The 24,406-nt window shown below is 42.0% G+C and carries 21 protein-coding genes; 8 read left to right on the top strand and 13 right to left on the bottom strand.

All coding sequences use genetic code 11. The features are described 5' to 3' along the window. Positions 1 to 338: 338 nt before the first annotated feature. The 4 genes from ACMVDV_RS21610 to ACMVDV_RS21595 all read left to right on the top strand — a co-directional run bounded on the left by ACMVDV_RS21610 (position 339) and on the right by ACMVDV_RS21595 (position 6,813). On the top strand, positions 339 to 1,496 hold the full coding sequence (locus ACMVDV_RS21610; protein ID WP_416159622.1) for an efflux RND transporter periplasmic adaptor subunit: 1,158 nt from the start codon (positions 339 to 341) through the stop codon (positions 1,494 to 1,496). A gap of 12 nt (positions 1,497 to 1,508) precedes the next feature. Beyond that, on the top strand, positions 1,509 to 4,640 hold the full coding sequence (locus ACMVDV_RS21605; protein WP_416159621.1) for an efflux RND transporter permease subunit: 3,132 nt from the start codon (positions 1,509 to 1,511) through the stop codon (positions 4,638 to 4,640). Further along, entirely contained in the window at positions 4,640 to 6,055 is a 1,416-nt protein-coding gene (locus ACMVDV_RS21600; protein ID WP_416159620.1) for an efflux transporter outer membrane subunit, read from the top strand. The genes ACMVDV_RS21605 and ACMVDV_RS21600 overlap by 1 nt, the downstream gene beginning before the upstream one ends. Positions 6,056 to 6,198: 143 nt before the next feature. Continuing rightward, on the top strand, positions 6,199 to 6,813 hold the full coding sequence (locus tag ACMVDV_RS21595) for a TetR/AcrR family transcriptional regulator (RefSeq protein WP_416159619.1): 615 nt from the start codon (positions 6,199 to 6,201) through the stop codon (positions 6,811 to 6,813). A 78-nt stretch (positions 6,814 to 6,891) separates the two neighbouring features. Here the strand turns inward: ACMVDV_RS21595 and ACMVDV_RS21590 are convergent, their stop codons facing one another. The 7 genes from ACMVDV_RS21590 to ACMVDV_RS21560 all read right to left on the bottom strand — a co-directional run bounded on the left by ACMVDV_RS21590 (position 6,892) and on the right by ACMVDV_RS21560 (position 13,325). Continuing rightward, positions 6,892 to 7,479 (bottom strand): GNAT family N-acetyltransferase, encoded by a 588-nt coding sequence (locus ACMVDV_RS21590; RefSeq protein ID WP_416159618.1) that lies wholly within the window; start codon positions 7,477 to 7,479, stop codon positions 6,892 to 6,894. A gap of 147 nt (positions 7,480 to 7,626) precedes the next feature. Beyond that, the gene (locus tag ACMVDV_RS21585; protein WP_416159617.1) at positions 7,627 to 8,751 is read right to left on the bottom strand and encodes a HupE/UreJ family protein; all 1,125 of its coding nucleotides are present in this window, start codon (positions 8,749 to 8,751) and stop codon (positions 7,627 to 7,629) included. Then, the gene (locus ACMVDV_RS21580) at positions 8,748 to 9,755 is read right to left on the bottom strand and encodes a tetratricopeptide repeat protein (RefSeq protein WP_416159616.1); all 1,008 of its coding nucleotides are present in this window, start codon (positions 9,753 to 9,755) and stop codon (positions 8,748 to 8,750) included. The genes ACMVDV_RS21585 and ACMVDV_RS21580 overlap by 4 nt, the downstream gene beginning before the upstream one ends. A 53-nt stretch (positions 9,756 to 9,808) precedes the next feature. Then, entirely contained in the window at positions 9,809 to 10,321 is a 513-nt protein-coding gene (locus ACMVDV_RS21575) for an Ig-like domain-containing protein (RefSeq protein WP_416159615.1), read from the bottom strand. A gap of 11 nt (positions 10,322 to 10,332) precedes the next feature. After that, positions 10,333 to 11,925, bottom strand: a complete 1,593-nt coding sequence (locus ACMVDV_RS21570) for a DUF4331 domain-containing protein (RefSeq protein WP_304180425.1) — start codon at positions 11,923 to 11,925, stop codon at positions 10,333 to 10,335. A 174-nt stretch (positions 11,926 to 12,099) separates the two neighbouring features. Then, positions 12,100 to 12,789, bottom strand: coding sequence for an anti-sigma factor domain-containing protein (locus tag ACMVDV_RS21565; protein ID WP_416159614.1), 690 nt, complete (start codon positions 12,787 to 12,789; stop codon positions 12,100 to 12,102). Beyond that, the gene (locus tag ACMVDV_RS21560) at positions 12,786 to 13,325 is read right to left on the bottom strand and encodes a sigma-70 family RNA polymerase sigma factor (RefSeq protein ID WP_064665384.1); all 540 of its coding nucleotides are present in this window, start codon (positions 13,323 to 13,325) and stop codon (positions 12,786 to 12,788) included. The genes ACMVDV_RS21565 and ACMVDV_RS21560 overlap by 4 nt, the downstream gene beginning before the upstream one ends. 363 nt (positions 13,326 to 13,688) lie before the next feature. Here ACMVDV_RS21560 and ACMVDV_RS21555 point away from each other — a divergent pair, with 363 nt between their 5' ends. Next, on the top strand, positions 13,689 to 14,690 hold the full coding sequence (locus tag ACMVDV_RS21555; protein ID WP_416159613.1) for a branched-chain amino acid aminotransferase: 1,002 nt from the start codon (positions 13,689 to 13,691) through the stop codon (positions 14,688 to 14,690). 275 nt (positions 14,691 to 14,965) lie between these two features. Then, positions 14,966 to 16,591, top strand: coding sequence for a diacylglycerol kinase family protein (locus tag ACMVDV_RS21550; RefSeq protein WP_416159612.1), 1,626 nt, complete (start codon positions 14,966 to 14,968; stop codon positions 16,589 to 16,591). Positions 16,592 to 16,633: 42 nt separating this feature from the next. Here ACMVDV_RS21550 and ACMVDV_RS21545 read toward each other — a convergent pair whose 3' ends face one another. Beyond that, the gene (locus ACMVDV_RS21545; RefSeq protein WP_304180432.1) at positions 16,634 to 16,900 is read right to left on the bottom strand and encodes a VF530 family protein; all 267 of its coding nucleotides are present in this window, start codon (positions 16,898 to 16,900) and stop codon (positions 16,634 to 16,636) included. A gap of 71 nt (positions 16,901 to 16,971) precedes the next feature. Then, a complete protein-coding gene (locus tag ACMVDV_RS21540) occupies positions 16,972 to 17,274 on the bottom strand; it encodes a DUF1496 domain-containing protein (protein WP_416159611.1) in 303 nt (100 codons plus the stop codon). A gap of 170 nt (positions 17,275 to 17,444) precedes the next feature. Between ACMVDV_RS21540 and ACMVDV_RS21535 the strand changes: the two genes are divergently transcribed. Further along, on the top strand, positions 17,445 to 17,678 hold the full coding sequence (locus ACMVDV_RS21535; protein WP_283709046.1) for a TIGR02647 family protein: 234 nt from the start codon (positions 17,445 to 17,447) through the stop codon (positions 17,676 to 17,678). Between the two features lie 7 nt (positions 17,679 to 17,685). Here ACMVDV_RS21535 and maiA read toward each other — a convergent pair whose 3' ends face one another. Next, on the bottom strand, positions 17,686 to 18,315 hold the full coding sequence (gene maiA, locus ACMVDV_RS21530; RefSeq protein WP_416159610.1) for a maleylacetoacetate isomerase: 630 nt from the start codon (positions 18,313 to 18,315) through the stop codon (positions 17,686 to 17,688). Between the two features lie 7 nt (positions 18,316 to 18,322). Then, a complete protein-coding gene (gene hmgA, locus ACMVDV_RS21525) occupies positions 18,323 to 19,624 on the bottom strand; it encodes a homogentisate 1,2-dioxygenase (protein ID WP_416159609.1) in 1,302 nt (433 codons plus the stop codon). Positions 19,625 to 19,753: 129 nt separating this feature from the next. Here hmgA and ACMVDV_RS21520 point away from each other — a divergent pair, with 129 nt between their 5' ends. Continuing rightward, complete coding sequence (locus tag ACMVDV_RS21520) at positions 19,754 to 20,185, top strand: MarR family winged helix-turn-helix transcriptional regulator (protein ID WP_416159608.1); 432 nt, start codon at positions 19,754 to 19,756, stop codon at positions 20,183 to 20,185. Positions 20,186 to 20,249: 64 nt separating this feature from the next. Here ACMVDV_RS21520 and ACMVDV_RS21515 read toward each other — a convergent pair whose 3' ends face one another. Beyond that, positions 20,250 to 23,369 carry a TonB-dependent receptor gene (locus tag ACMVDV_RS21515; RefSeq protein WP_416159607.1) on the bottom strand — a complete coding sequence of 1,040 codons (3,120 nt, stop codon included), beginning with the start codon at positions 23,367 to 23,369 and terminating at the stop codon, positions 20,250 to 20,252. A gap of 43 nt (positions 23,370 to 23,412) precedes the next feature. Then, positions 23,413 to 24,267, bottom strand: coding sequence for a S1/P1 nuclease (locus ACMVDV_RS21510; protein ID WP_416159606.1), 855 nt, complete (start codon positions 24,265 to 24,267; stop codon positions 23,413 to 23,415). Positions 24,268 to 24,406: the final 139 nt, after the last annotated feature.

Below are 24,406 nucleotides of genomic sequence, written 5' to 3'. Positions count from 1 at the left end.
CTGCTTATGTCGTAAGCAGCTTATTTTAACGTGCTAACCTCACTCAGCTCTTACGCTAGTATCGGTGATGTTGTAGTGTACGTGCTACTGATACTAAGCAGCGCGATGATTATTCCACTTAACACCTCACTCATCTGGCGGTATTTTATATTCTGCGTTTAAGCGGTTTTTACGCGTTTATTTAGTTATCGAGTTGCTCTGATTTTTATCGCGCAGTCAAGCCTTTTTACAGCCCTTTACATACCCTAACATCTTTGCAAAATAATTCTCAATTAGCATTGGCAAGTTTAATGAATTAATTTAGAATGATCGTTCATTCTAAATTAAGGGTAGTTAACATGCAGCGTTCTCGCGTCGTTCTTTTTACTGTTACCGCTTTAGCAAGTGCCGTTGTTTTATCTGGTTGCGATCAAACTCAGCAGGCTAGTGCGCAAGCGCAACAACCATCTCCAGTTGGCGTCATCACATTAAAAAGCCAATCATTAACGCTCACTAAGGAGCTACCTGGGCGAGTAACCGCGTCTCAAGTGGCGCAAATTCGTCCTCAGGTAAACGGTATTATTCAATCTCGTTTATTCACTCAAGGTGCCGAAGTTAAAAAAGGTCAGGCGTTATACCAAATCGATCCAGCTACATTTGAAGCGCAAGTTGCGACCAGTAGAGCGGCGATCACTAAAGCACAAGCGAGTATTGCTAATGCCAAAGCAAAGTCAGAGCGGTATTCAGAGTTATTAGCAATAAAAGCAGTTAGCCAGCAGGACTATGATGAAGCAGATGCTAACTACAAAGGTGCTCAAGCAGACTTACTAACTGCACAAGCGCAGTTGAAAACAGCCCAAATTAATCTTAATTACAGTAAAGTTTTATCGCCTATTAGCGGTCAAATTGGCAAATCTAATGTGACGGCCGGCGCCTTGGTCAGTGCGAATCAAGCAACGACATTAGCAACCGTTACTCAGCTTGATCCTATCTATGTTGACTTAACCCAATCAAGCAGCGAATTAACACGGTTGAAAAAAGCGATTGCCAATGGTGAGCTTGATAAAGATTTAGCAATCCATTCAGAAGTTGAATTAAAAATGGAAGATGGCTCAGCGTATCAACACAAGGGCACTTTACAGTTTTCTGAAGTGACGGTAGACCCAAGTACAGGCTCAGTGACTTTGCGCGCTGAATTTCCAAACCCTGAAAAGCTATTACTGCCAGGTATGTATGTGAGAGCGGTGATTGTTGAAGGCGTAAAAGCGAATGCGATTTTAGCACCGCAACGCGGTGTTAGTCGTAATAGCAAAGGTGAGCCTACAGCGATGGTGGTGAGTAAAGAAAACACTGTTGAAGCGCGAGTATTAAAAACTGACCGTACAGTAGGTGCTAACTGGTTAGTGACAAGTGGCTTAAATGATGGCGATCAATTAATTGTTGAAGGCTTACAAAAAATAGCCCCTGGCGCACCAGTTAATGCTGTGCCAGCCGAAACCGCAGCTAAAACTCAATAACGGAGTATTTTAATGTCACGATTTTTTATCGACAGGCCTATTTTTGCATGGGTACTGGCTATAGTGGTTATGTTGGCAGGTATACTGGCGATCAAAGGGCTACCCATTGCTCAGTATCCTGCTATTGCGCCGCCAGCAATTAGTATTCAAGCAAACTATCCTGGTGCGTCTGCACGTACCTTAGAAGATACAGTAACGCAAGTTATTGAACAAAAAATGAAAGGCTTAGATGGCTTGCTATATATGTCATCAACCTCTGAATCAAACGGCTCAGCTTCATTAACGCTGACGTTTGATGCGGATACCGACCCTGATATTGCACAGGTGCAAGTGCAAAACAAACTCGCCTTAGCTACGCCATTGTTGCCGCAAGAAGTGCAGCGTCAAGGTGTATCGGTGGCCAAATCTGCCCGTAACTTTTTAATGGTGGTGGGTTTTGTATCTGAAGATGGCAGCATGAATAACATCGACATTGGTGATTATGTTGCTTCCAATGTGCAGGATATTGTCTCGCGGGTAAATGGGGTAGGTGAAGTACAGCTGTTTGGCTCGCAGTATGCGATGCGTATCTGGCTTGACCCTAATATGCTGCAAAAATATAAACTGACTCCTGCTGATATTAGTGCATCAATCAGTGCGCAAAATGCGCAAGTATCTGCAGGTCAGCTGGGCGCTCTACCGGCTATTTCTGGTCAGCAGCTAAATGCCACGGTGACGGCGCAAAGCCGATTACAAACCCCTGATCAGTTTAGAGATATCTTTGTAAAAACCAACCCTGATGGCTCCGTTGTGCGCTTAGGGGATGTTGCTAAAGTTGAACTAGGTGGTGAAAACTACGGTGTTGTGGCACGGTTTAATGGTAAGCCAGCCTCAGGTTTAGGGGTAAAACTGGCCAGTGGTGCAAACGCACTCGATACTGCTGCAGGTGTAAAAGCAGCATTAGCTGAACTAGAACCGTTTTTTCCTGAAGGTTTAGCCAGTGTTGTTCCTTACGATACTACACCATTCGTTTCATTATCGATTGAAAAGGTTGTGAGCACGTTAATTGAAGCGGTTGTGCTGGTGTTTTTGGTTATGTATCTGTTTTTACAAAACTTTAGAGCAACGCTGATCCCTACCATTGCAGTGCCTGTAGTATTGTTAGGTACCTTTGCTGTGCTGCAAGTACTGGGTTATTCAATTAATACCCTAACTATGTTTGCCATGGTATTAGCTATCGGCTTATTAGTTGATGACGCTATTGTTGTGGTTGAAAACGTTGAGCGGGTAATGACCGAAGAAAAGCTGTCACCGCTTGAAGCAACTCGTAAATCAATGGACGAGATCAAAGGTGCGTTGGTCGGTATTGCTATGGTGCTATCAGCGGTATTTGTTCCTATGGCGTTCTTTGCAGGCTCCACTGGGGTTATTTATCGTCAGTTCTCTGTGACCTTAGTAACAGCAATGAGTTTATCAGTGTTAGTGGCATTAATTTTAACACCTGCATTGTGTGCGACTATGTTAAAACCAAGTCATGTGCATAATAATAAATCATTATTTGGTCGTTTCTTTATCGGTTTTAACCGTGGTTTTGATAAAACTAATAACGGCGCACAAAACTTTGTAAGTCGTATGATCAAACACAGCAAACGTTATTTATTGTGTTATGGCTTGATTGTTGGCGGCATGATTTTTATCTTCTCACAACTTCCTTCTGCATTTTTACCAGACGAAGACCAAGGTATTTTATTTAACCAAGTAAGTTTACCTGCAGGCGCTACGACGGAGCAGACATTAAAAGTTGTAGAGAAAATGGAAAAGCATTTCTTGGAAGATCAATCTGAAGCGGTACGTTCAGTATTTAGTGTAACGGGCTTTAGTTTTGCCGGTTCTGGCCAAAATGCCGCGATTGGCTTTGTTGGTTTAAAACATTGGGATGAGCGCCAACGCGATGATTTATCGGTCGGTGCCGTTGCAGGTAAAGCAATGGGCTATTTCTCAACGATTAAAGAAGCCTTTGTATTTGCCTTCCCACCACCTGCGGTTGTAGAACTTGGTACTGCTAATGGCTTTACCCTATTTTTACAAGACCGGGTTGGACTTGGTCACGATAAACTACTAGAAGCACGTAATATGTTGCTTGGCATGGCTGCACAAAGCCCTGTACTTGCAGGCGTGCGTCCCAATGGTCAAGAAGACAAACCAGAACTTGAGTTAGATATTGATTTAGCCAAAGCAGAAGCGTTGGGCCTGAAACAAGCTGATATCAATAATACCTTGTCTACAGCGTGGGGTAGTAGTTATGTAAATGACTTTATTGACCGTGGTCGAGTGAAAAAAGTCTACCTGCAAGGCACGCCTGAATCACGTATGGCACCTGAGGACTTAGACAAATGGTACGTACGTAACAGCAGTGGTGAAATGGTGCCATTTACTGCGTTTGCTCAGTCATATTGGACCTATGGCTCGCCTCGTCTTGAACGTTATAACGGTTTTTCAGCGATGGAAATTCAAGGCTCAGCAGCGCCTGGTTACAGTACCGGTCAAGCTATGGATGAAATGGAAAAGCTGGTTAAACAATTACCTGCGGGTATTGCGTTTGAGTGGACTGGTATTTCATACGAAGAGCGTTTAAGCGGTGGTCAAGCGCCATTGTTATACGCGTTGTCGCTGTTAGTGGTGTTCTTATGCCTAGCGGCGCTTTATGAGAGCTGGTCTGTTCCGGCTGCGGTTATGATGATTGTACCATTAGGTGTATTTGGTGCGGCGATGGCTGCATTTGTAGCTAATTTATCGAATGATATTTACTTACAAGTAGGCTTATTAACGACCATCGGGCTTGCATCTAAAAATGCTATTTTGATTGTTGAATTTGCGATTCATAAAATGGATGAAGGGATGGGGTTAGTTGAGGCTGCAATTGCTGCGGTAAGGTTACGACTGCGTCCTATTATGATGACATCTATGGCATTTATATGTGGGGTCTTACCACTTGCTATTGCCTCAAGCGCCGGTTCTGGTGCGCAAAATGCGCTGGGTATCTCAGTGATTGGTGGCACACTCGCATCATCAATTATTGTGGTGGTATTTGTACCATTATTCTTTGTACTGGTAAGACGCATGTTTCCTGGTAAGCATGCGCAAGCTAAGCAGGAGCAATCATAATGACATTCAAAACGTTAAGCTTAGCGAGCCTAAGTGTATGTGTGCTCAGTGCTTGCCAAATGGCACCACCGCGTGAAGATATCGCACTGCCAGTGCCTGATAGTTATGCCGTGCAGGGTGAGCAAGGTAACATCGCTGATTTAAACTGGCAGCAGTTTTTTGCCAATGAAAAACTGCAAAGCCTAATTGAATTAACGTTGCAACATAATAAAGACCTTAAACTGGCTGCACTTAATGTGCAGCAAGTGCGTGCGCTGTATCAAATTGAGGATTCTGCGTTATATCCATCAATAGATTTTGCAGCATCGGGCAATCGCCAGCGCTTACCTGCTGATTTATCATCCACGGGTAATGCACAAATTACCCAAAGTTATTCTGCAACAGTGGGTATGACGGCGTATGAGCTGGATTTATGGGGTAAAATTCGTAATCAATCGGATCAAGCTCTGCAAACCTTGTATGCATCAGAGCAAACGCAAACCAGTGTAAAAATTAGCTTAATCTCAGAGTTGGTGAATGCATGGCTAAATTATGCTGCGGATAAAGAGCAATTAGCACTGGCGATGGAAACGCTTGAGAGTCAGCAACAATCTCTAACGCTCACCGAAAAAACCTATGCATTGGGGGCGGCATCAAAGCTCACCCTTGCGCAAATTCAAAGTACGGTGGCGACCGCGAAAGTAGACATTGCCAATTATCAGCGCTTATTAAAGCGTGATAAAAATGCTTTGGATCTATTAGTCGGTCAATCAGTGACGGCACAATTACTGCCTGTTGAGAGTTTAGATGAAGTATTAAATTTCCCAACGGTGCCGGTTGGCTTGCCGTCAGAGTTACTTGAACAGCGTCCTGATATTAAAGCCGCTGAATTTAAGCTACTTGCAGCAAATGCCAATATTGGTGTGGCTAAGGCGGCATTTTTCCCAAGCATTAGTTTAACGGCTAATGCTGGGAGTGCCTCGAGTGAACTTGATAATTTGTTTTCCGGCGGCACGGGGACTTGGAGTTTTATTCCCTCTATTAACCTGCCTATTTTTAATATGGGCCGAAATCAAGCTAACTTAGATGTTGCGCAAACTCAGCAGCAGATTGCACTGACAACCTATCAGCAAACCATTCAACAAGCGTTTAAGGAAGTCTCTGATGCGTTGGTTGATCGCCAAGGCTATATGCAGCAGTTAAAGGCACTTGAAGAGCTGTACAGCAGCAACCAAATATCCTTTTCGCTCTCAGAAGCGCGTTTTGATAAAGGCGCTGATAGTTATTTACAAGTACTTGATGCGCAACGTAACTGGGTGAGTGCAGGGCAGCAGTTGATCCGTGGTAAGCAAGCTTATATTGCGAGTCAGATTAATCTGTATAAAGCGGTTGGTGGTGGTTGGCAGCGTCCGGCCAACACAGTGAATAACCGCTAAAGCCCGCGGTTAGCTATTTTATCGCTAGTTTATAAAGTTCTTGATTGTAACGCACAGGGTCAGTGGTTAAGATCATGTAAATTAGCGATAATGATTAGGTTAAAAGAAAAGCGGCGCTTTTCGCGATTACCTGGCAGGAAAACATGAAAGAAAAATCCAAAAGACAAACCGATCCTGCATTGGCGCAGGCTCGGCGTGATCAAGTATTGTGTGCGGCAGCAGATTGCTTTCGTCGTAAAGGCTATCACGGTGCAGGAATGGCAGAAATATCAAAGACCGCAGGGATGAGCGCAGGCCATATTTATAATTACTTTGCCAGTAAAGAAGCGATCATAGAATCGATTATTGAACAGGATATGGAAAAAATGTTCTCTATTTTTCAGGAGTTTGAAGATCAACCCGGTGACTTAGTAACGATTTTACTCGATGGTTTAGACCATGCAGTTGATCATCATACTGATGTAAACCAAGGGGCACTTGATTTAGAAATGTTTGCAGAAGCGGCGCGCAACGACAAAGTGGCAGAGCAGTTGCGAAAGTCAGATTGTTACGCCAGAGAGAAAATGCGTAATCTGTTATTGAGTGAACGTAGTTTAATAAAAGATCTTAGTGCAACTGAACTTGAAAGCCGTATCGAAGTGATGTTTGCAATGATAAATGGGATTACCTTACGTAAAACCCTTAATCCACATGTTGATAAAGCAACGCTCTTATTAGCGCTTCGCCCTGCAATGCGGGTGTTGCTTGTACCATTCTAATTAAGCAACAAGAGGTATAGTTTAATCCTCTTTGCTGCGTTAATTAGGGACTGAAATCGTAATGCTTGAAATGATAAGTTAAGTACACTTTAGTTTATTTAGTAAATGATTCTTCACGGCTGGCCACTCTGATGCAATAATTGAATAAACAACAGTATCGCGAATTGAGCCATCTTTTGTTATTTGATGACTGCGTAAAATACCATCTTGTTTAGCACCTAACCTTTCAATGGCTTTTCGTGATTGTTGATTAAAAAAGTGTGTTCTAAACTCAACGGCAATGGCATTGTGAGTATCAAATAAATACGTCAACATTAAAAGTTTGCACTCAGTATTCACAGGAGTTCTGCGTACAGCCATTGCATACCATGTGTAGCCTAGTAATGCGCGCTGATTCTGCGTGTCTACGTTATAGAATCGAGTTGTACCAACGATTTTATGGGTATTATTACACCTTACGGCGAATGCGCTATTGCCGTTTTTTGCTTCAATAAGCGCATGCTCAACGTAACTTTGCATATGTTCAGGGGAAGGCACATTGGCATACCATAACTGCCAAGGCTCTCCGTCAAGTACCGCAAGTTTTAATTCATCAACATGGTGTGAATCTAATATTTCTAGTGTTACAAAGCGCCCAACTAATGGCATAGGTTTTAACCACTGCATATATTTCCCTTATTCTTAACACCGACTTTAAGTATCTCAATGTGTTGTAAGTTGAGATAGGCTAGAAGGGATAAATCATAGCAACAATGCTGATCCACTGTGAAGTTTACAATTAATCTTTTGATATTCAGTTATGACTTAATGCTTTTAAATTCGTTCCAAAGACCATTGCACCGCGATTATCGCAATCACGAGTGAGCCTGCGGGCATGACCCATTTTTGATACCACTGATAGTTTCTGGCCCAAATAAGTACAGGTAGGGCAACAACTAAGATAGCCAGTTGGCCTATTTCTACGCCTAAATTAAATGCTAATACGCTGAGTAATTGATAATCACTCGATAAGCCCAGCTCACCTAAAACGCTGGCAAAGCCCATACCATGCAATAAACCAAACGCAAATGTTACCCAACCCAAGCGTATAACCAAAGGCCAAATATTGTTAAGTGCTGCAAATAACACTGATATGGCGATGCCTAATTCAACCCAGCGGCTATTAGGCGAGACAAGTTGCATTGCCGTTGCTGTCAGCGTAATTGAATGGGCTAAGGTAAAGGCGGTGACTATCCATGCGGTGTGCTTAAAAATGGTGGCTTTAGATTCTATCCCTTGCCATTTACTGGTTTTTCTAACTAATACGCAGGTTAGTAACAGGGCAATTAAAAACAAAATATGATCTAAACCAAGCCAAATATGTAGCACGCCTTGGTACACATACTGGTTAAAGGTTGTCAGGTAACTGCTCGTCGCAAAATCAAAGGTTTGTGCTGGATTATCTTTACTGATAACACGGGTTTGTTGATTGATAGTCACGATTGCTTTGTGATTGGCGTCGGTCTCAAAAAAAGCCGTATATGCAAGCGTTAGGGCATCATTACTTGCAGCTGTAGGGCAGGCTAACTGCAAGGCAATCACCACATAAGGTTGATTAAAGTGAGAGTCAAGCTGTAAGGGCGCGCTGCTATAGAATGCACAAGCCTGTTCATCCATTGATTTTGCAGCTGTTGATTTTGCAGTTAAAGAAGTGAGTACGAAGTCGCTGATTGCACTGTGTTTTGCGGTTATCTCATGCCATGCAATATCGCCATCTTGGTTTAAATCAAACGCTATTTGTTGTTCTAGATCAGTGACATTAATTTGCCAACTGCCTGTAAATTGGCTGTCATTGGTTGCATCTAAAGTAATATAACTAGTACTTAATTGATGTGCCTGTGCGGTGCTTACAAGAAACAAACATACGCCGCACAGCAAGTGACGAATAAATATCTTCATAGTGATGCTCCTTGCGCACGAGTAAGTAGTTGCTGATCGGCATCAAGTTTAGCTTGTTGCCAATTGATCTCTGCCCAGTACAGGGCCTTTTCAGGCTGTTTGTTGATGTCTAAATAATAATGCGCTAAGTCACTGGCATGGAAGCGATCTTGGCGTAATTCACGCAGTGCCACTCGTTGTGCCATTAAATTTTGCCATTGCGTCAGCGAGTTATCGTTGTAGTGTTGCTCTGCAATTGCTAAGCGCAGCAACAAGGCATCTTCTAAATTTTGTTTTTCATTTACCAGTGTGGGCAAAGTGTTAAGCACTTTTTGATAATTCCCCTGTGCTAAATAAATATCTGCCCATAACACTACAAGGCTGACGGGGGCTGTTTTTAATGGCAATGACTGGATATGAGCGAGCGCTGCATCGGGTTTATTAAGTCTCAGTGCCATTTCAGCTAATACGTGGCGAGTGTCATCGCTTTGTTTATTGCTCAAAATACTATTCTTTAAGCTTTGATAACTTTGTGCTAATTGTCCGTCTTGGCTGAGCACATCGAGTGTGCAGGTATTAACAACATCCATTGTTGTTAACCCTATTAGTTGCAAGCACTGTTTTTTAGCGGCTTTAAATTCACCTTGCACCATTAGCATATTCGCTCGCAGTAGTTGGGTGTTAATATGGTTTGGATCGCGTTTTAATACTGCCTCTGTGATTGCCATCGCTTCTGAAAATTGATGCTCGCGTTGCAAAACGCGTGCGTACATATAGCCAAGTTGTGACGTTGCAGATTGTGCATAGCGTTGTTGTAATTGATTTTTGAGCAGACCTTGACGTAGCTCTGTTTTACCCACTTGTTGGCTTTGCTTTAATAAGGCCATTAATTCATCTTGGTTTAGCTGTGCGGTGTTGGTTGCCCGTGCTGTTGCGATGATGTCGTTATCTGCTGGGGTGAAAGGCTCAGCGGCCGCATTCAATGAGAGTAATAATATAAGATAAGTAAAAGTGCGGCCAGTCATGGTGTTCTCCTTAAAAAGGCCATCCATGGCCTGCAAGTTTGCTGTAGTATGGTTTAATTGTTGCCTAACAGATCATCAAAGTCGGCAGTTTCGTCTGCATTGGTAAACGTACGACCATTGATGCTCAGCGGTTTATCGCTGGCGGCTTGGTTAAACGCCGCGCGGCCAAATTGTGCAAAATCAACTTCAAGTGTTTCAATGGTGATATCGACCATTGCTGTGACTTGGCTGTTGACACCATCACTGACTGCAAAGGTAAAGCTGTCTGAACCGGTTGTTTCAAAGTTAGGTGTGTAGGTATAGCTGCCATCACTGTTGACAACCACAGTCCCTAACATTGGTTCTTTCACTAGGCTAAACGTTAGTTTATCGCCTTCTGGATCAGACCCTTCGAGCATGTCTTCAATCGCCACTTCAGTTTGTGTGGTCACCATAGCAGCAGACGCTGTGGGGGCTTTATTCACCACAGGTGGCGTGGTTACTTTGTTATCGTCGTCATCGTTACAGGCGCTGAGCGTAAGCGCAGCAAGCAGTAACCCTAGATGTGATAATTTAAAGTGTTGCATGAGTGTGCTCCTTATTTAGACCCAGCAAGCGGTGTTGCTAAGTAAGGGAAGCTGGCATCCATCATAGTGGCGTTAAGTGGTGCACCATCTGTAAACGGTACATTACCAACACTGGCATCATCTGTCGCACATAGACCTAAATCTGTATCGGTACCGTTAACTGGGATTGGGTAGCATAAACGACCCATCACTACACGTAGTGCAATATCAACCACGTCATCACCAGGGCGACGACCATTTGGGAAACCCGCTAAATCATCACCAGCCACACCAAAGGCAGATTGATCAGCCTGCGCTTTTGCGGCAATGGCAGTATTTAGGCGCAGCATTTCGGCGCCGGTTACTGTTGCTAACTGGTTTACCCCAGGGAAGCCCGTTAAAAACGCAGTAACTAAATCATTACGTGGGAAATTAGTCGGTGCTAAGGTAGCAAGGTTTGCACCTAAGGTGGTGTTCACAGCATCTTTAAACAAAATGTTTAATAGCTCAGGTAAAGATGGGTGCGTGACGTAGTCAATAAATTGTCCGTCATCCTTAGGTGCAGAGGTAGAGAAAGTATCTTTATCTTTTAAGCCAATAACTAATTCATTAACAAGCGGATTACCTAAGCGAGACACTTGGGTTAATGCGCCGCCATTAGCAGCGTTGTTAGCAAATTTAGCGTTTGGGTTTAAAATGCGTGCTTGTGGCAAGCTGGCCGTAGTCCAAGTACCGATAGTGCCATTACCTTCACCCGTTACACAGGCTTTAGGTACTTCTACGGCGATCGCGGTCACGTTTTTGTCAGCTAGATCATCGTTTGCCACATCTTGGGTAATACCACCAGGGAAGCCTTCGCCATCACCGGCGCCTGGTGCGCTATCGCCTTCAACCGGTACATAGTTAACTAAATCAAAGGTTTTACCTAGGTTAACGACAAACGGGTCTTTACGTTGACCAACAAATACTTTTGCCATCGCGTCGCAACCTGGGATGGCAACTTGATAGACAAATTGCGCTGCGTAGTTTTTGTAACCATCCATTGATGAGAATGTTTTATCACCAATATAATCTAGCGGCTTATGAAATTCATTGCTGCTGGTCATGGTATTGGTCAGCATGGTTTTACTACCAGTGCGCTGCTCACCGGCGATCATGGTCATAGTGTATGATTCACTAAAGTTAACCGCCGCATTGTTACCCGCGGCAACACCCCCGACGTTTTTCAGTGGCACTGCAACGCTACGTTGGTTACCTTCTGGCCCTACGGTTAATGCGACCCCTTGGTTATCATTCGGCAGCATACTTTTGAAGTTAAATGCAAAGGTAATATCTTCAACGGCATCACCATCATTATCGATGTGGATGCTGTAAGTTGCATCAGGGTCCATAGCAAAGTAGTTTGGCCCGCCATAGCCATCTTGCAGTGGAATATAGTTAGCAATCAAGGTGACATAATCACCACGGCCTTGCTCATAGCTATTAAAAGCATAAAAATCGGTTGAATCTAAGGTCGGGAAGCGGCTGATATTCGGTGCTTCACGGTGACTGGACGCCTCTGTTGCGGCGCTTACTAGGGTACTACATACTACTACTGCTAAGATTGACTCAGTTAAAGCTTTCATGACTGTATCCTTTAGTTTTAAATAGTGGTCATTACTAATACGCACAGTGGTTACCATTGGATGCAATGAAAAGTAAATAATATTAATATAATGTGTATTTATTTTTATATTGCTGATTTTAATCAAATAAAAAACCAGCATTAGCTGGTTTTTTATGGTGGGTTACTGGTTTATTTACAGTAAAATCAACTCAGTGGTGTATAACACTTCGGTGGGCGAGCCCGTTGGCGAGCCACCAATGGGTTCTAAACTTACGGCGAGTAATGCAATATCCTGCGCATTAAAGCGAGCGTCTTTTAATAACGATTTAACCCCGTCTTTTGGTAACAAACCTAAAGAAATAGGTGCATCTTGGCCTTTTAATATCATCCATAACTCATAGTCTTTATCGGTTCTGGCGGTCAATTTATCGCTGGCTTTTATTGATAAACCTTGTTCGTTAACATCAATAAACCACAGCGGCTGTTCGCTGGCATCTTTAAACAGCGCAATTTGTTGAGTCAGTTGACTAACAGGTGCTTGCGGCTGCCAAACAATCAGTGCTAACACAATGCTCGCAGCGGTGGCAATTAACGACCACGCTTTCCAAATACTTGCTTTAGGGGTGAGCACCTTACTTGGCTCAGTGAGCTGTTGAGGGGAGATACGTTGCGAGATTGTTTCCCATACATGGCTATCGGGTGGCACGGACTTGATTGAACTGGCCAAATTATTTAAATGTTGCTCCCACATCCATGTCGCTTCTCTAACGCGATTAGACGAGAGCATTAATCGTTGAAAGCGTTTGCGGGCAGGGCCTTTTAAGGTGCCAAGTACATATTCAGCCGCTAACATATCGATGAGTTTTTGGTTGTCATAATTCATAACGTTAAGCACCTTTGCAACTGTTGCAAACCGCGCCTGATCCAGCTTTTTACTGTCCCAAGCGGGGTCTCAATATGATCAACTAACTCACTGTGAGTTAAGCCTTTGTAATAGGCTAAGTGGATCGCTTGTTTTTGCTGTTCATCTAGTTGCTCTATGCAATCAACGAGTTTACTGCCATCTTCATAATCTACTTCTAATGGTAAATCTGTGAGATCGTCGGCGCTTGCATAGTCGTCATCTAAAGCTTGTTCTTTGCGTACCTTGTGATAGCGCAATGAGTCTAAACTTCGGTAGCGAACAATGCTGATCATCCAACTGATCACAGTCCCTTTAGTGACTTGATATTCTGATGCGTTATGCCAAATTTTTACAAATGCATCTTGCAAGGCTTCTTCTGCATGAGCACGATTACTTAGCATCTTTAAACTAATTGCAAATAGTTTTGGGCTAGTGGCGTTATATAACTTGGCAAATGCCTGTTTATTGCCCTGAGCGGTTGCGCTAAGCAGAGGTAACAATTCGTCCGTTTCCATAGAGTTCCTACTATTCTTTTCATTAAGTAAACGTTTAATAACGTCAAATGGATGCAAAAAACCAACTAAATGATGAGGGCTTAACTTTATTTTCATTATTTTCCATCACTTAGCCTAGCAGCTAAATACGGCTTCGCAAGTTACGAGGATCAACTTTTCATTGGCTGGGGGAAATTATCAAGTTGCTCACTATTTACCCTTATTAGCCTGTTAGCTACTGCGATTTCAGCAATAAAGACTATTTTTTTGAGCAAACTATAAAAAAATTACCTTTTCATACTAAATGCTTTGTTTTAGTGATGGTTAAACAGTGCATGAATGTCATACAATGGGGTAAAAATAGACCACATAAGAGAGATTTAAATGGCCGCATTCGGTACTGTATTTATGCCGCAGATGATTCAAGCTCATTTTACTGATAACGCTTGGAGCGAAAGCTCAGTTGTTCCTTCAGATAAAATTGAGCTGCATGCTGGGGCACATGTTCTGCATTATTCAAGTACGTGTTTTGAAGGTTTAAAAGCATTTCGCCATGAAGACGGTTCTGTCTATATTTTCCGTATGGATGCAAATATTGCCCGCATGAAGCAAAGTTCGCACTTATTAAGCTTGCCTGAGGTCGATGGACCGATGCTTGAAAAAATGATTATTGATATTGTTCGTCAATACGCTGATGAAACGCCATTACCACCGGGCTCTATGTATATTCGTCCTACCCATATCGGCACAGAAGCTGCGATTGGTAAAGCAGCCGTACCATCACTTAGCTCGCTGTTATATGTACTATTATCGCCAGTAGGTGATTATTTTGCTGGTGGTGCGACTGCACTGCGGGTATTACTTGAAGAAGACGGTATGCGCTGTGCCCCACACATGGGCATGATAAAAAGTGGCGGTAATTATGCCAGTGCATTAGCACCTATTACGGCGGCTCGTATACAACATAAAGCGGATCAAATCTTATTTTGTCCTGGTGGCGATGTACAAGAGACAGGCGCGGCAAACTTTATCTTAATCGATGGCAATGAAATCATCACCAAAGCGCTAGATAGCACGTTTTTACACGGCGTTACCCGCAGCAGTATTTTAACGATTGCAAAAGATTTAGGTATGACGGTCTCTGAACGTAACTTTACTGTTACTGAGTTACTCGAGCGTGCTGCAAAGCCAGGCACGGAAGCTGCTTTATCGGGCACGGCTGCGGTATTAACCCCTGTTGGTACTTTTATTCATAATGATAAAGAGTATAAAGTGGGCACTGGTGCCGCGGGCCCAACGACTATGCGTTTACGCCAAGCGTTGAACGATATTCAATGGGGTAAAGCAGCAGACACGCATGGCTGGTTAACCAAAATCGACGTGTAAAGTTAAACGATATGTTTTTATAGCAAACCTAGGTTATTTATAACCTAGGTTTTTTTATGGTCTAAGTTATTTAATAATCTATACTTTCAACTGTGTAAGTTAGCTCTATTGACGTGTAAAAATAACCTATGTTAACAAAGCTTGTATCACTGCACTAATCGGATAATACTTTAATACACTGAAATATATATGAAATTTTATTTGCTCTTAAGCCATGGTAGTGGCGCATAGATTGCTTTTATTATTTGCTAAACTAACAACAAAAAGGAGTATGTATGTGGGCAGCAATAAGTTATTTATTATTGGCAGTTGTGTTTATTTTTATGGGATGGCAGGTTAGTCCAAGCTATTTTGCACTACTATTTTATTGGACGGCGTTATCTTTATTATTGGTAAGTGGTGCCTACTTTTTTAATCTCGCAAAAATCTTTCGCAAACGAGAAAATGGCGTTATCCCATTTTATATACGTTGGGCATTCATTCCTTTTTTACTGGGTGCACAAGTGTACAATGCGTGGAGCCGCAAGCACGATAAAGTACCGCCACTGCAACAAATAAATGAACACTTGTTTTTAGCGTGTCGTTTGTTTCCCTCAGATATCGATAGTTTAAAAGATCACGGTATTACTGCTGTTTTAGATGTAACCTGTGAATTTGATGGACTTGAATGGTCATCAACGCAAGAAAATATAAACTATTTAAATATTCCAGTGCTCGATCATCGCGCACCAACATCATCGCAATTAAATCAAGCCATTAACTGGATTGCTCATCATGTTAAAAATGATCGCCGAGTCGTGGTGCACTGTGCTTTAGGGCGTGGGCGTTCAGTGTTTGTGATGGCCGCTTATTTATTAAGCCAAGATAAAAATGCCGATGTACATCAAGTACTCGCACAAATTAAAGAAACCCGCGCAACGGCAAACTTAAACAAGCACCAATTGCGCCATTTGGTTAGGCGTCACCGCAAAGGTGAGCTGCTTATTAAAAATAAAGCGGTGTTAATTGCGAACCCAGTGTCTGGGACCAAGTTGTGGCAACAAAAAGAGCATTTAATTATTGCGCGTTTGTCGGCGTATTATGATTTAAAAGTGCTTTGCACCTCAGTGGAGCAAAACGGTATTTCGCTGGCAAAACAGGCTATCGCTGATGATCCCGATATGATCATTGCCTGCGGCGGCGATGGCACGGTTGCAGAAGTTGCCAGTGTGTTAGTTAATAGCGACTGTAAGCTAGGTATTATTCCACTGGGAACAGCCAATGCTTTAGCTCACGTGTTAATGGGGATCAAATCTAAACTGATCCCTGTAGAAGTAGCCTGTGATTTGATTATCGACGGACAGACTAAGCTAATGGATACAGCATACTGTAATGGTGAGTTGATGCTGCTGTTGGCTGGTATTGGCTTTGAACAACATATGATTGAAAAAGCAGATCGGGATACTAAAAACGAGCTGGGTCAGTTTGCATATTTACAAGGGTTTTGGCAGGCTTTAGGGGAACAAAAAGCCCAAGACTTTACCGTACAGTTAGATGATAACGAGCCGCAGCAAATACATACCAATAGTTTAATTATTGCCAACGCGGCACCTTTTACTACGTTATTAGCACAAGGAGGCGGTCAGCCAGATCATTACGATGGTCTATTGGATGTTAATTGGCTAACCCCAAACCAAGATGCATCCACCAATGTATTAAGTATTGCTGAGCTGGTCTTTAGCAGTATCACTCAAGCACACTTTGCTATTAATTCGCATCATACCAATGCGCGACGCGTTGCAATATCGGCAACGGAGGAAATAAAGTATGTACTTGATGGCGAAGTTAAAAGCGCCGATAAACTGAGCATTGAAATTACCCCGCAATCATTGGCGGTGATCTGTGCGGAGCAGGTCGAGTAACTAAGCTTGTTGCGCGTTATACGTAATAACGCGCAACGACTGTTATTTCTTTTTAATACTAGGCCATACAAAACCGCTGTTTTGTGGCTGTGTATCTACGCAGTTATCTAAGTATAACTGCTCGACCTTAGCACGTGCCCAAGGCGTTTTGCGTAAAAACTTAAGGCTTGATTTAACGCTCGGATCCGATTTAAAACAGCGAATATCAACGTGCTCACCCATTGCTCTCCAGCCGAGTGTTTGCTCGAGTTTTACTACTATTTGTTCAAGGGTAATACCATGTAACGGGTTGTTTGCTTGCTGATTCATAATTCACTGTTGCTTGATAAAAGTCGCCACTATTGTAGCGTAACTGGACGTTGATACCAATGTGCTATCTATTAGTTAACCCGAATTGTTTTAGGCACGTTTGGGTAAATAATTTCATTTTGCTCATTGAGCATTAGCCAAGTCAACGGACTATTATTGTGGCTTGGGGTTTTGGCAGTGCAGATCACCCGTACGTTAGCCATCAAAATAATAGCTCCTTCACTATAGCGTTTATCTTCATACCAACAAATTGAGTGTTGATCTATCGCCTGTTGTGGATTGAGTAACAATGTTGTTTTTGGCGTATTACTCAAACTAGTTACAGAGTAAATAAAACAAATAAAACAAACACCTATAATACTTAAAATTCGCATGTGCGGCCTTTGCATAAAAAAATAATTACACTAAGCTTATACCTAAACTAGTTTCAGTTGCAATTTAATGCATTTGCTCCCAACCCTTAGGGGTTTTAAGGTGACTTGGCAATAAAATGTGTTAGGGTAAATAATCAACAAAAAATAATTTTTCAAGACAAGGTGAACACATGCAATTTAACCAAACGATGATTGACGAATTTACACTGTTAGCAAAATTCCCATTAACTAGCAAAATGCAGGGGCTAAAACTACACAGTGACGCAGATGAAAGCTTATTAAGTGCGGCACAACGATTATTTGATAAAGGTATTATTGATAGCCCAGATGGCGGATATTTAACGGATCTGGGCTTAGACTTGATAGAGCACCTAACCGTGCTCCACAGTGCGCTGGGTAACTAAGAGAATATCAGGCTGCATCCGGTTGGTTTTGTGGTGCAGCATCAATAAATGCAGCCAACTTGTTACAGCGCTCATAAATGGCTGCTATCTTAGGATACGCAGTCATATCGACGTTAAAGCGATAAGCATTAAATACTTGCGGTACTAAACAGACATCGGCAAGACTCGGTTTATCGCCTATGCAATATTGATGGCTACTGTCTAGTAACAGTTCAAGTTTTTCAAAACCTACTTCAACCCAATGACGATACCAAGCATTTTTAGCGTCATCGTCAGCGCCAAGTTCACTGCTTAAATACTTCAGTACCCGCAGATTATCAATAGGGTGAATATCGCAGGCTATGGCATAACATAAATTACGGATCTGGGCTTTTTGCCACGCATCACCAAATAACAGCGGGGTATCTGGGTACGTTTCTTCAAGGAACTCTAAAATAGCCATAGATTGCGCCAGCACACCGTTATCGGTTTCTAGCGCAGGTAATAACCCTTGCGGGTTTTTATCTAGGTATGCAGGTGCTTGTTGCTCAGATTTTAGTAAGTTAACAGTTACTAACTCATGCTGAATATTTTTTAAATTAAGCGCAATACGCACCCGATATGCCGCTGATGAACGAAAATAACTATAAAGTTTCATACTGTAATTATCCTTGTGGGCCGCTGTAATGTTTTTTAATGGTACGCCAGCAATCAGTGTAGTTAGGTTGGCGCTGTTTGCCCTCTAATGCGTACTTGGTTGGCGAAATAATGTAACGCGACTCAAACATAAATGCGAGGGTGTTTTCGTAGCGTTGTGGCGCAAGTTCTGCATTTGAGGCCTTTTCAAACACATCGGCTTCTGGGCCATGCGGTGACATACAATTATGTAAACTCATACCACCGGGTACAAAACCGTGCTCTTTGGCATCGTACACGCCTTCAATCAAGCCCATAAACTCACTCATAATATTGCGGTGATAATAGGGTGGGCGGAAGGTATTTTCTGCTACCATCCAGCGTGGTGGGAAAATAGCAAAATCAATATTAGCAACGCCTTCAGTACCTGATGGTGAAGTGAGTACTGTAAATATTGATGGATCAGGGTGATCAAAACTGACCGTATTCATCACATTAAAACGAGCTAAATCATATTTATAGGGAGCGCTGTTACCTGTCCAAGCAACTACATCCAGCGGTGAATGGCCAATATCACAGCGGAACATATTACCGTTGAACTTAGCAACCAGTTCAAACTCACCTTCTTTATCTTCAAAGGCAGCTACCGGGTATTGAAAATCGCGGTCGTTAGCGTAGCCGTTGGCGCCCACCGGACCACGCTCAGCTAACACATAAGCATGACCATAGTTTTCACAGATATAACCACGGGCGCTATCACTAAGTAAAATCACTTGGAATTTAATACCACGTGGAATAACTGCAATTTCACCCGCTTTAACCGTTAAGTTACCACATTCGGTTTTAAGTAATAATTCACCTTGCTGCGGCACAAACAACATTTCACCGTCGGCATTATAAAAAAAGCGATCAGTCATCGACTTATTCGCGACATAAACGTGAATGCCAATACCGGTTTGACCATTGGCACTGCCGTTTGCAGCCATCGTTATTAAGCCATCAATAAAATCGGTTGGCGTAGTGGGAATATCAATCGGGTTCCAACGTAGCATAGTAGGTGGAGTCGGGATTTCGGTAATTGGTGCGGTGCGAATTAAACCGTTATCAATGGCGCTGTAATCACCTTGCACAACCGAGGGGCGGATACGGTACATCCACGTACGGCGGTTATCAGCACGCGGCGCAGTAAATGCCGTGGTACTAAATTGTTCAGCGTATAAATCGTATTTTATTTTTTGTGGGCTAAACTGGCCAATCGGCAGGGCACCTGGCAAGGCTTCGGTTTCAAACTCATTGCCAAATCCGGTCATGTATTCTAATTCGCTGGTCATCACTCGACTCCTTTATGTTTTACTGTAAGATACTCTCAAGTGAGACTAAATTCAAACATCATGATTTTTGTTACTGTACATATTTATGAACAGCGAAACTGTGATTGTAAATTAAGAGGATATCCTGCTATGGCACTCGATTTAGAGACATTTTTACCCTATCGATTGGCTAACTTAGCGAGCAAAATGAGTGAACAGTTTGCACCTGTGTATCAACAACAAAGTGACTTAACCGTTGCACAGTGGCGTATTTTGTTTAACTTAGCCCAGTTTGGGCAAAGCAACGCAAAAGTATTGTGCGAGCAAGCAGCAATGGACAAGTCCACCGTATCAAGGGCAATAAAGGCATTGATAGATAAAGATTATTTAATGAGTGTAGTAAATCCTGATGATAAACGGGCTGCATTATTAGCACTGAGTGAGCAAGGCTTAAGTTTGTATCAGCAATTAGCACCAGCGGCTTTGGCGTGGGAGAAAAGTTTATTAGAAGTTTTAAGCAACGCTGAGTATCAAACTCTACTTAACTGTTTAGATAAGTTAACGAGTAAATTAGCTGAATAAAACAAAAAGCCCATCAAAAGATGGGCTTTAAAATTACTTTAATTTGTAAAGTTAACTTAGCAAATTAGAAAGTGTATTTAACACCTACACGCATTTCCCATACAGAGGCATTACGCTGGATAGTCGTATTTGCACTATTTGGAGTGAAGTTAGAGTAAACGTAGCGTCCTTGATCATCAATTGAAGTCTCAATCATACGAGCGCTAACGAAAGGACCTTTTTTAAGTACGCCCCAGTCATCATTTAGCATGTTCGTTAAGTTATCAATAACGAAGAACGCTTCACCTTTATGGCCTTCCATAAAGCCTGGGATTTCTTGAGTTACTTTAAAGTTAAACTTAACAAACCAATCAGCGTTTTGGCTATTACGGCCAGCAATTTGACCACGTTCAAGGCCATTTTCACCAATAAACTGGTTAAACTCAGCAATTTCTTCTGATGTCATGTTGTAAACAACATTAGGATCGTTTTCTAAAGGAACATACAGCAATTGGCGAGAGCCGTTTGAATTGTAATCACCAAATGCTTCGTCGCTGCCATTATATGAATAGCTATATGGTAAACCTTTGTACGCTTCACCGAATAAGTTAAAGCGGGTGCTGTAACCATCGAAGAACTCGTTAGTATAACCAAGTGTTAAAGTAAAGCGGTGTGGAATTTCATAATCAGAACTTGCTAAACCAGGATTACCAGGGTTTGAGGTTGCTAAGTTACCATAGTTTGAACTTGCGACTGAGCTAGTCATTGGATTAACATCATCAGAATCAGTGTATGCATAGGCAAACTGGAAGCTAACACCGCTATCATAACGTTTGCTGATTGCTGCTGAAATAACAGATGCGTCTCCGCTATCGCCGTTAACGTTCGTTAATAGTAGCTCACCACTGCGATCGTCACTAGATTCATCATAGATAGGGCGGCCATCAAAACTCACTTTACCAGAATCTTGTACGGCAAGATCAATTAGAGTCGCTGCATCACGCTTTTTAGTATAAAGGTAATCAAGTGCAATTATATACTCATCTTCAGTTGTATAAGTTGCACCAACAGAGTATTTCCACTCAGATGGAATTTCAAAGTTAGGATCAACTGCATTTACGATACCATCACCTGAGCCAATTGGAGTGTTGGCAACTTTGTCAAACTGTGATTGTGGTACTTCGAAACCTGGTTTTCCACCATTTACATTTGGCGTGTTAAATAGGTCGATAGCACCAAACTGGTTTGCACTGATATTAGTGATACCGTCATTTGAGTATGAGTTAGATAACCAAACGTTTGGGTTACCGCCAGAGAACAAGCCAACACCAGCACGTACTTCTAGCGCATCTGTTGCATACCATTCAAAACCAACACGTGGTTGAATTAAATCAATACCATCAAAAGTAGACTGGTTACTAAAACCATAGCGATTAGTAAAGTTTTCATTATAAGTTGGCTTGTCATCACTTGAGTAAGAATCATAGCGAAGACCAAATGTTAATGATGCATCTAAGTTAGTGAAGCTATACTCGTCTTGAATATAGAATGTATTTTGCGAGTATGAAAAACTTGCAGCTGCATCAGTTGGATCGTTTGTACCAGCGGCATTGTTATAGAAGATTGCACTAGCAATACCAGCTTCATAGTCATCGATAGACTTAAATGACCACTCACCTTGAGTATGTTGCACGAATTGGTTGAATACGTCTAACTTCTCATACTCATAACCAGCAGTAATCGTGTGTTGGTCAAAATAGTAAGTACCTGCGATTTTAGCTGTTGTGGTATCGTAGTCTAAATCATTTGATTGGCGTGAATCATCAGGACCAATATAAACTCGGCCACCGTCTGCGGTATTTATTTGGAACTCACCAAAGCCACTTGCAGCGTCTAATGACTCTACACGGGCATCTAACTCTGATTTACCTAAACGAATTTCAGTTGAGAAATTATCACTCCAATCAGAGTAAAGTGAACCTACAACAGATGTGAACTCAGCACCTTGCTCATAGAAATGGCTATCAAGAGAAATGCGTGTGCTGCCTGTATCTGATTGCGATAATGTATAACCATCGTTGTAGTTATAGATAATATTCGCACGGTGTGAATCGTTGATGTTCCAATCAAGTTTTACTAAGATTTTTTCATCTTCAACTGGTGAACTAGAAGGCATGCCGCCCGCGTTGTAACCGTAAACATCTTGCGTAATTTGCTGGATACGCGCAAGGTCGCTATTAGAAACGCTTGAACCTAATGGATCATAGTTAAATTGTTGAACACCTTCTAACTTTTCATATGAAGTATATAAAAATAGCTTGTCTTGAATTAATGGTAAGCCAACGTTGAAGCCATAACGTTTTTCTGTGTAGTTACCGTTATCAACATCTTCACCTTCGATTTTGTCACCTTTCATTGAATCATTAGTGTAATCGAAGAATACGCCGCCGTGTACTTCGTTACCTCCTGATTTTGTTACCGCATTGATGTTACATGAAGTAAAACCACCATATTGCACATCAAAAGGTGCAAGCTCAACTGCAACTTGTTCGATTGCATCAAATGAGAACGGAGCACGTATAGTTGGGTAACCGTTTGAGCTTAAGCCAAAGTTATCGTTCATACGAACGCCGTCTAAGGTTAAGCTGTTAAAACGAGGGTTACCACCGCCACAGTTAATTGAACCACGGCTATCGTCAATCGTCACACGTGGGTCGATACGGATAATGTCACGTAAATCACGGTTGATTGCTGGTTGGTTTTCTAAATCTTCTAAAGTGAATGTTGCCGCAGGACCGGTACCACCAGACATAGTGCTAATAGCGCGACCTGTCACCACGATTTGTTCAATATTCGATTGTGGTTCAAGTGTTACGTTCACTGGGTAGTCAGCACCCACTTGCAGGTTGATGTTATTAAATGATTGGTCAGCAAAGACATCAGAATCTACTACAACACTGTAAGGGCCACCAACACGAAGACCTTTTGCTGTGAAGTAACCAGCATCGTTGGTTTCAGTTTGTTTCGTTGAACCTGATGGAACGTGAACGATAGTAATTTTCGTGCCTGCAGCAGGGTTACCGTTAGGCCCTTTGATCTGACCTTTAATTGCAGAGGTCGTCTCATTTGCAAACGCTGCGCCACTTACGCCAACACAAGCTGCGATAGCGAGTGAAAGTGCTGTTTTGCGTAGTTGAATTTTCATTATGTTGTTTTCCCGTGTTAAGGTTATGTTTAATTTAATGATTTTAATTTATATTAGCTGGCATCTTCAGTGCCTTCACTAACGGTTGTGCTGAATTGTCAAAAATTACGTTTAACAATCCGGCAAGTCTTATTCCGCTTTGCTGTAAGCGGGTTTTTACAATTGGCATATTTTTATAGATATATTGATAGCTGATTTTCGTTTCATGCTGATCATAAATAGAGTTTGCTATGTTATGCGATTCCTGTAACCACTCGACTGGCGTACTTTGTAAGTATTCGGCAATCAATTGTTTGTTATTTGTATTTATAAAGTCTGCAAATTCAGTGTAGGATAAATTTTCATTTTCGATAAGCTTTGAATCCCACAAGCTATGTAAATTGGTATCCTGCCCGAAGAATGTGACAGAAATATTATTGCCACCACGATCGTCTTTCCTACCTGCATGAAATGGTTGGTGGCTGTCACCAACTAAGTGTACAACAAAGCGTAAACTGAACCTTTTAGCGTCAATTGAGCTATTTGCATCTTTTAGCACGTCTATATTAAACAGTAGGGCATCAAGGATATTAGAGACGGATTCTTTTGAAGCATGATGGGAATGTGGATTATTTAGGGTTGCAGCATCAGCATTGATATAGTGCCAGCGAGATGATTTTTTTTGCCAAAATTCACCCGGTGCGGAGCGCATTTCGTCAGCCCATGTGGCGATTTGTGGCAAGCTTTCGCCTTCAAGTAAAGGCTCTAATGCTTTAATTGTGGCTGGTGTTAAATGGGAATTGGCAACTTGCGCAACAATTCTGTGTCCATTTTGGCCCCACGCAAAAACATTATTACTGGTGAATAACAAAATCAAGCTACTCGCACTGATTAATAAGTTACCTATTTTTTGTAACATTTGTCATTTTCCAAACTGTAGTTCATAACTGAGTAATATTTCTAAAATCAATTGTCCTGATTTTCTAGCAAGATAGAAAGGACTCAATAAGATTCATAATTTCTTATTAACATTCATTTTAAAACAATGGTTTAACTTT

Origin of the sequence: Pseudoalteromonas sp. ASV78 (assembly GCF_047806705.1) — a bacterium.
Lineage (GTDB): Bacteria > Pseudomonadota > Gammaproteobacteria > Enterobacterales > Alteromonadaceae > Pseudoalteromonas > Pseudoalteromonas prydzensis_A.
The sequence above is the reverse complement of the archived record's forward strand: the minus strand, read 5'-3'. Positions and strand labels throughout refer to the sequence as shown.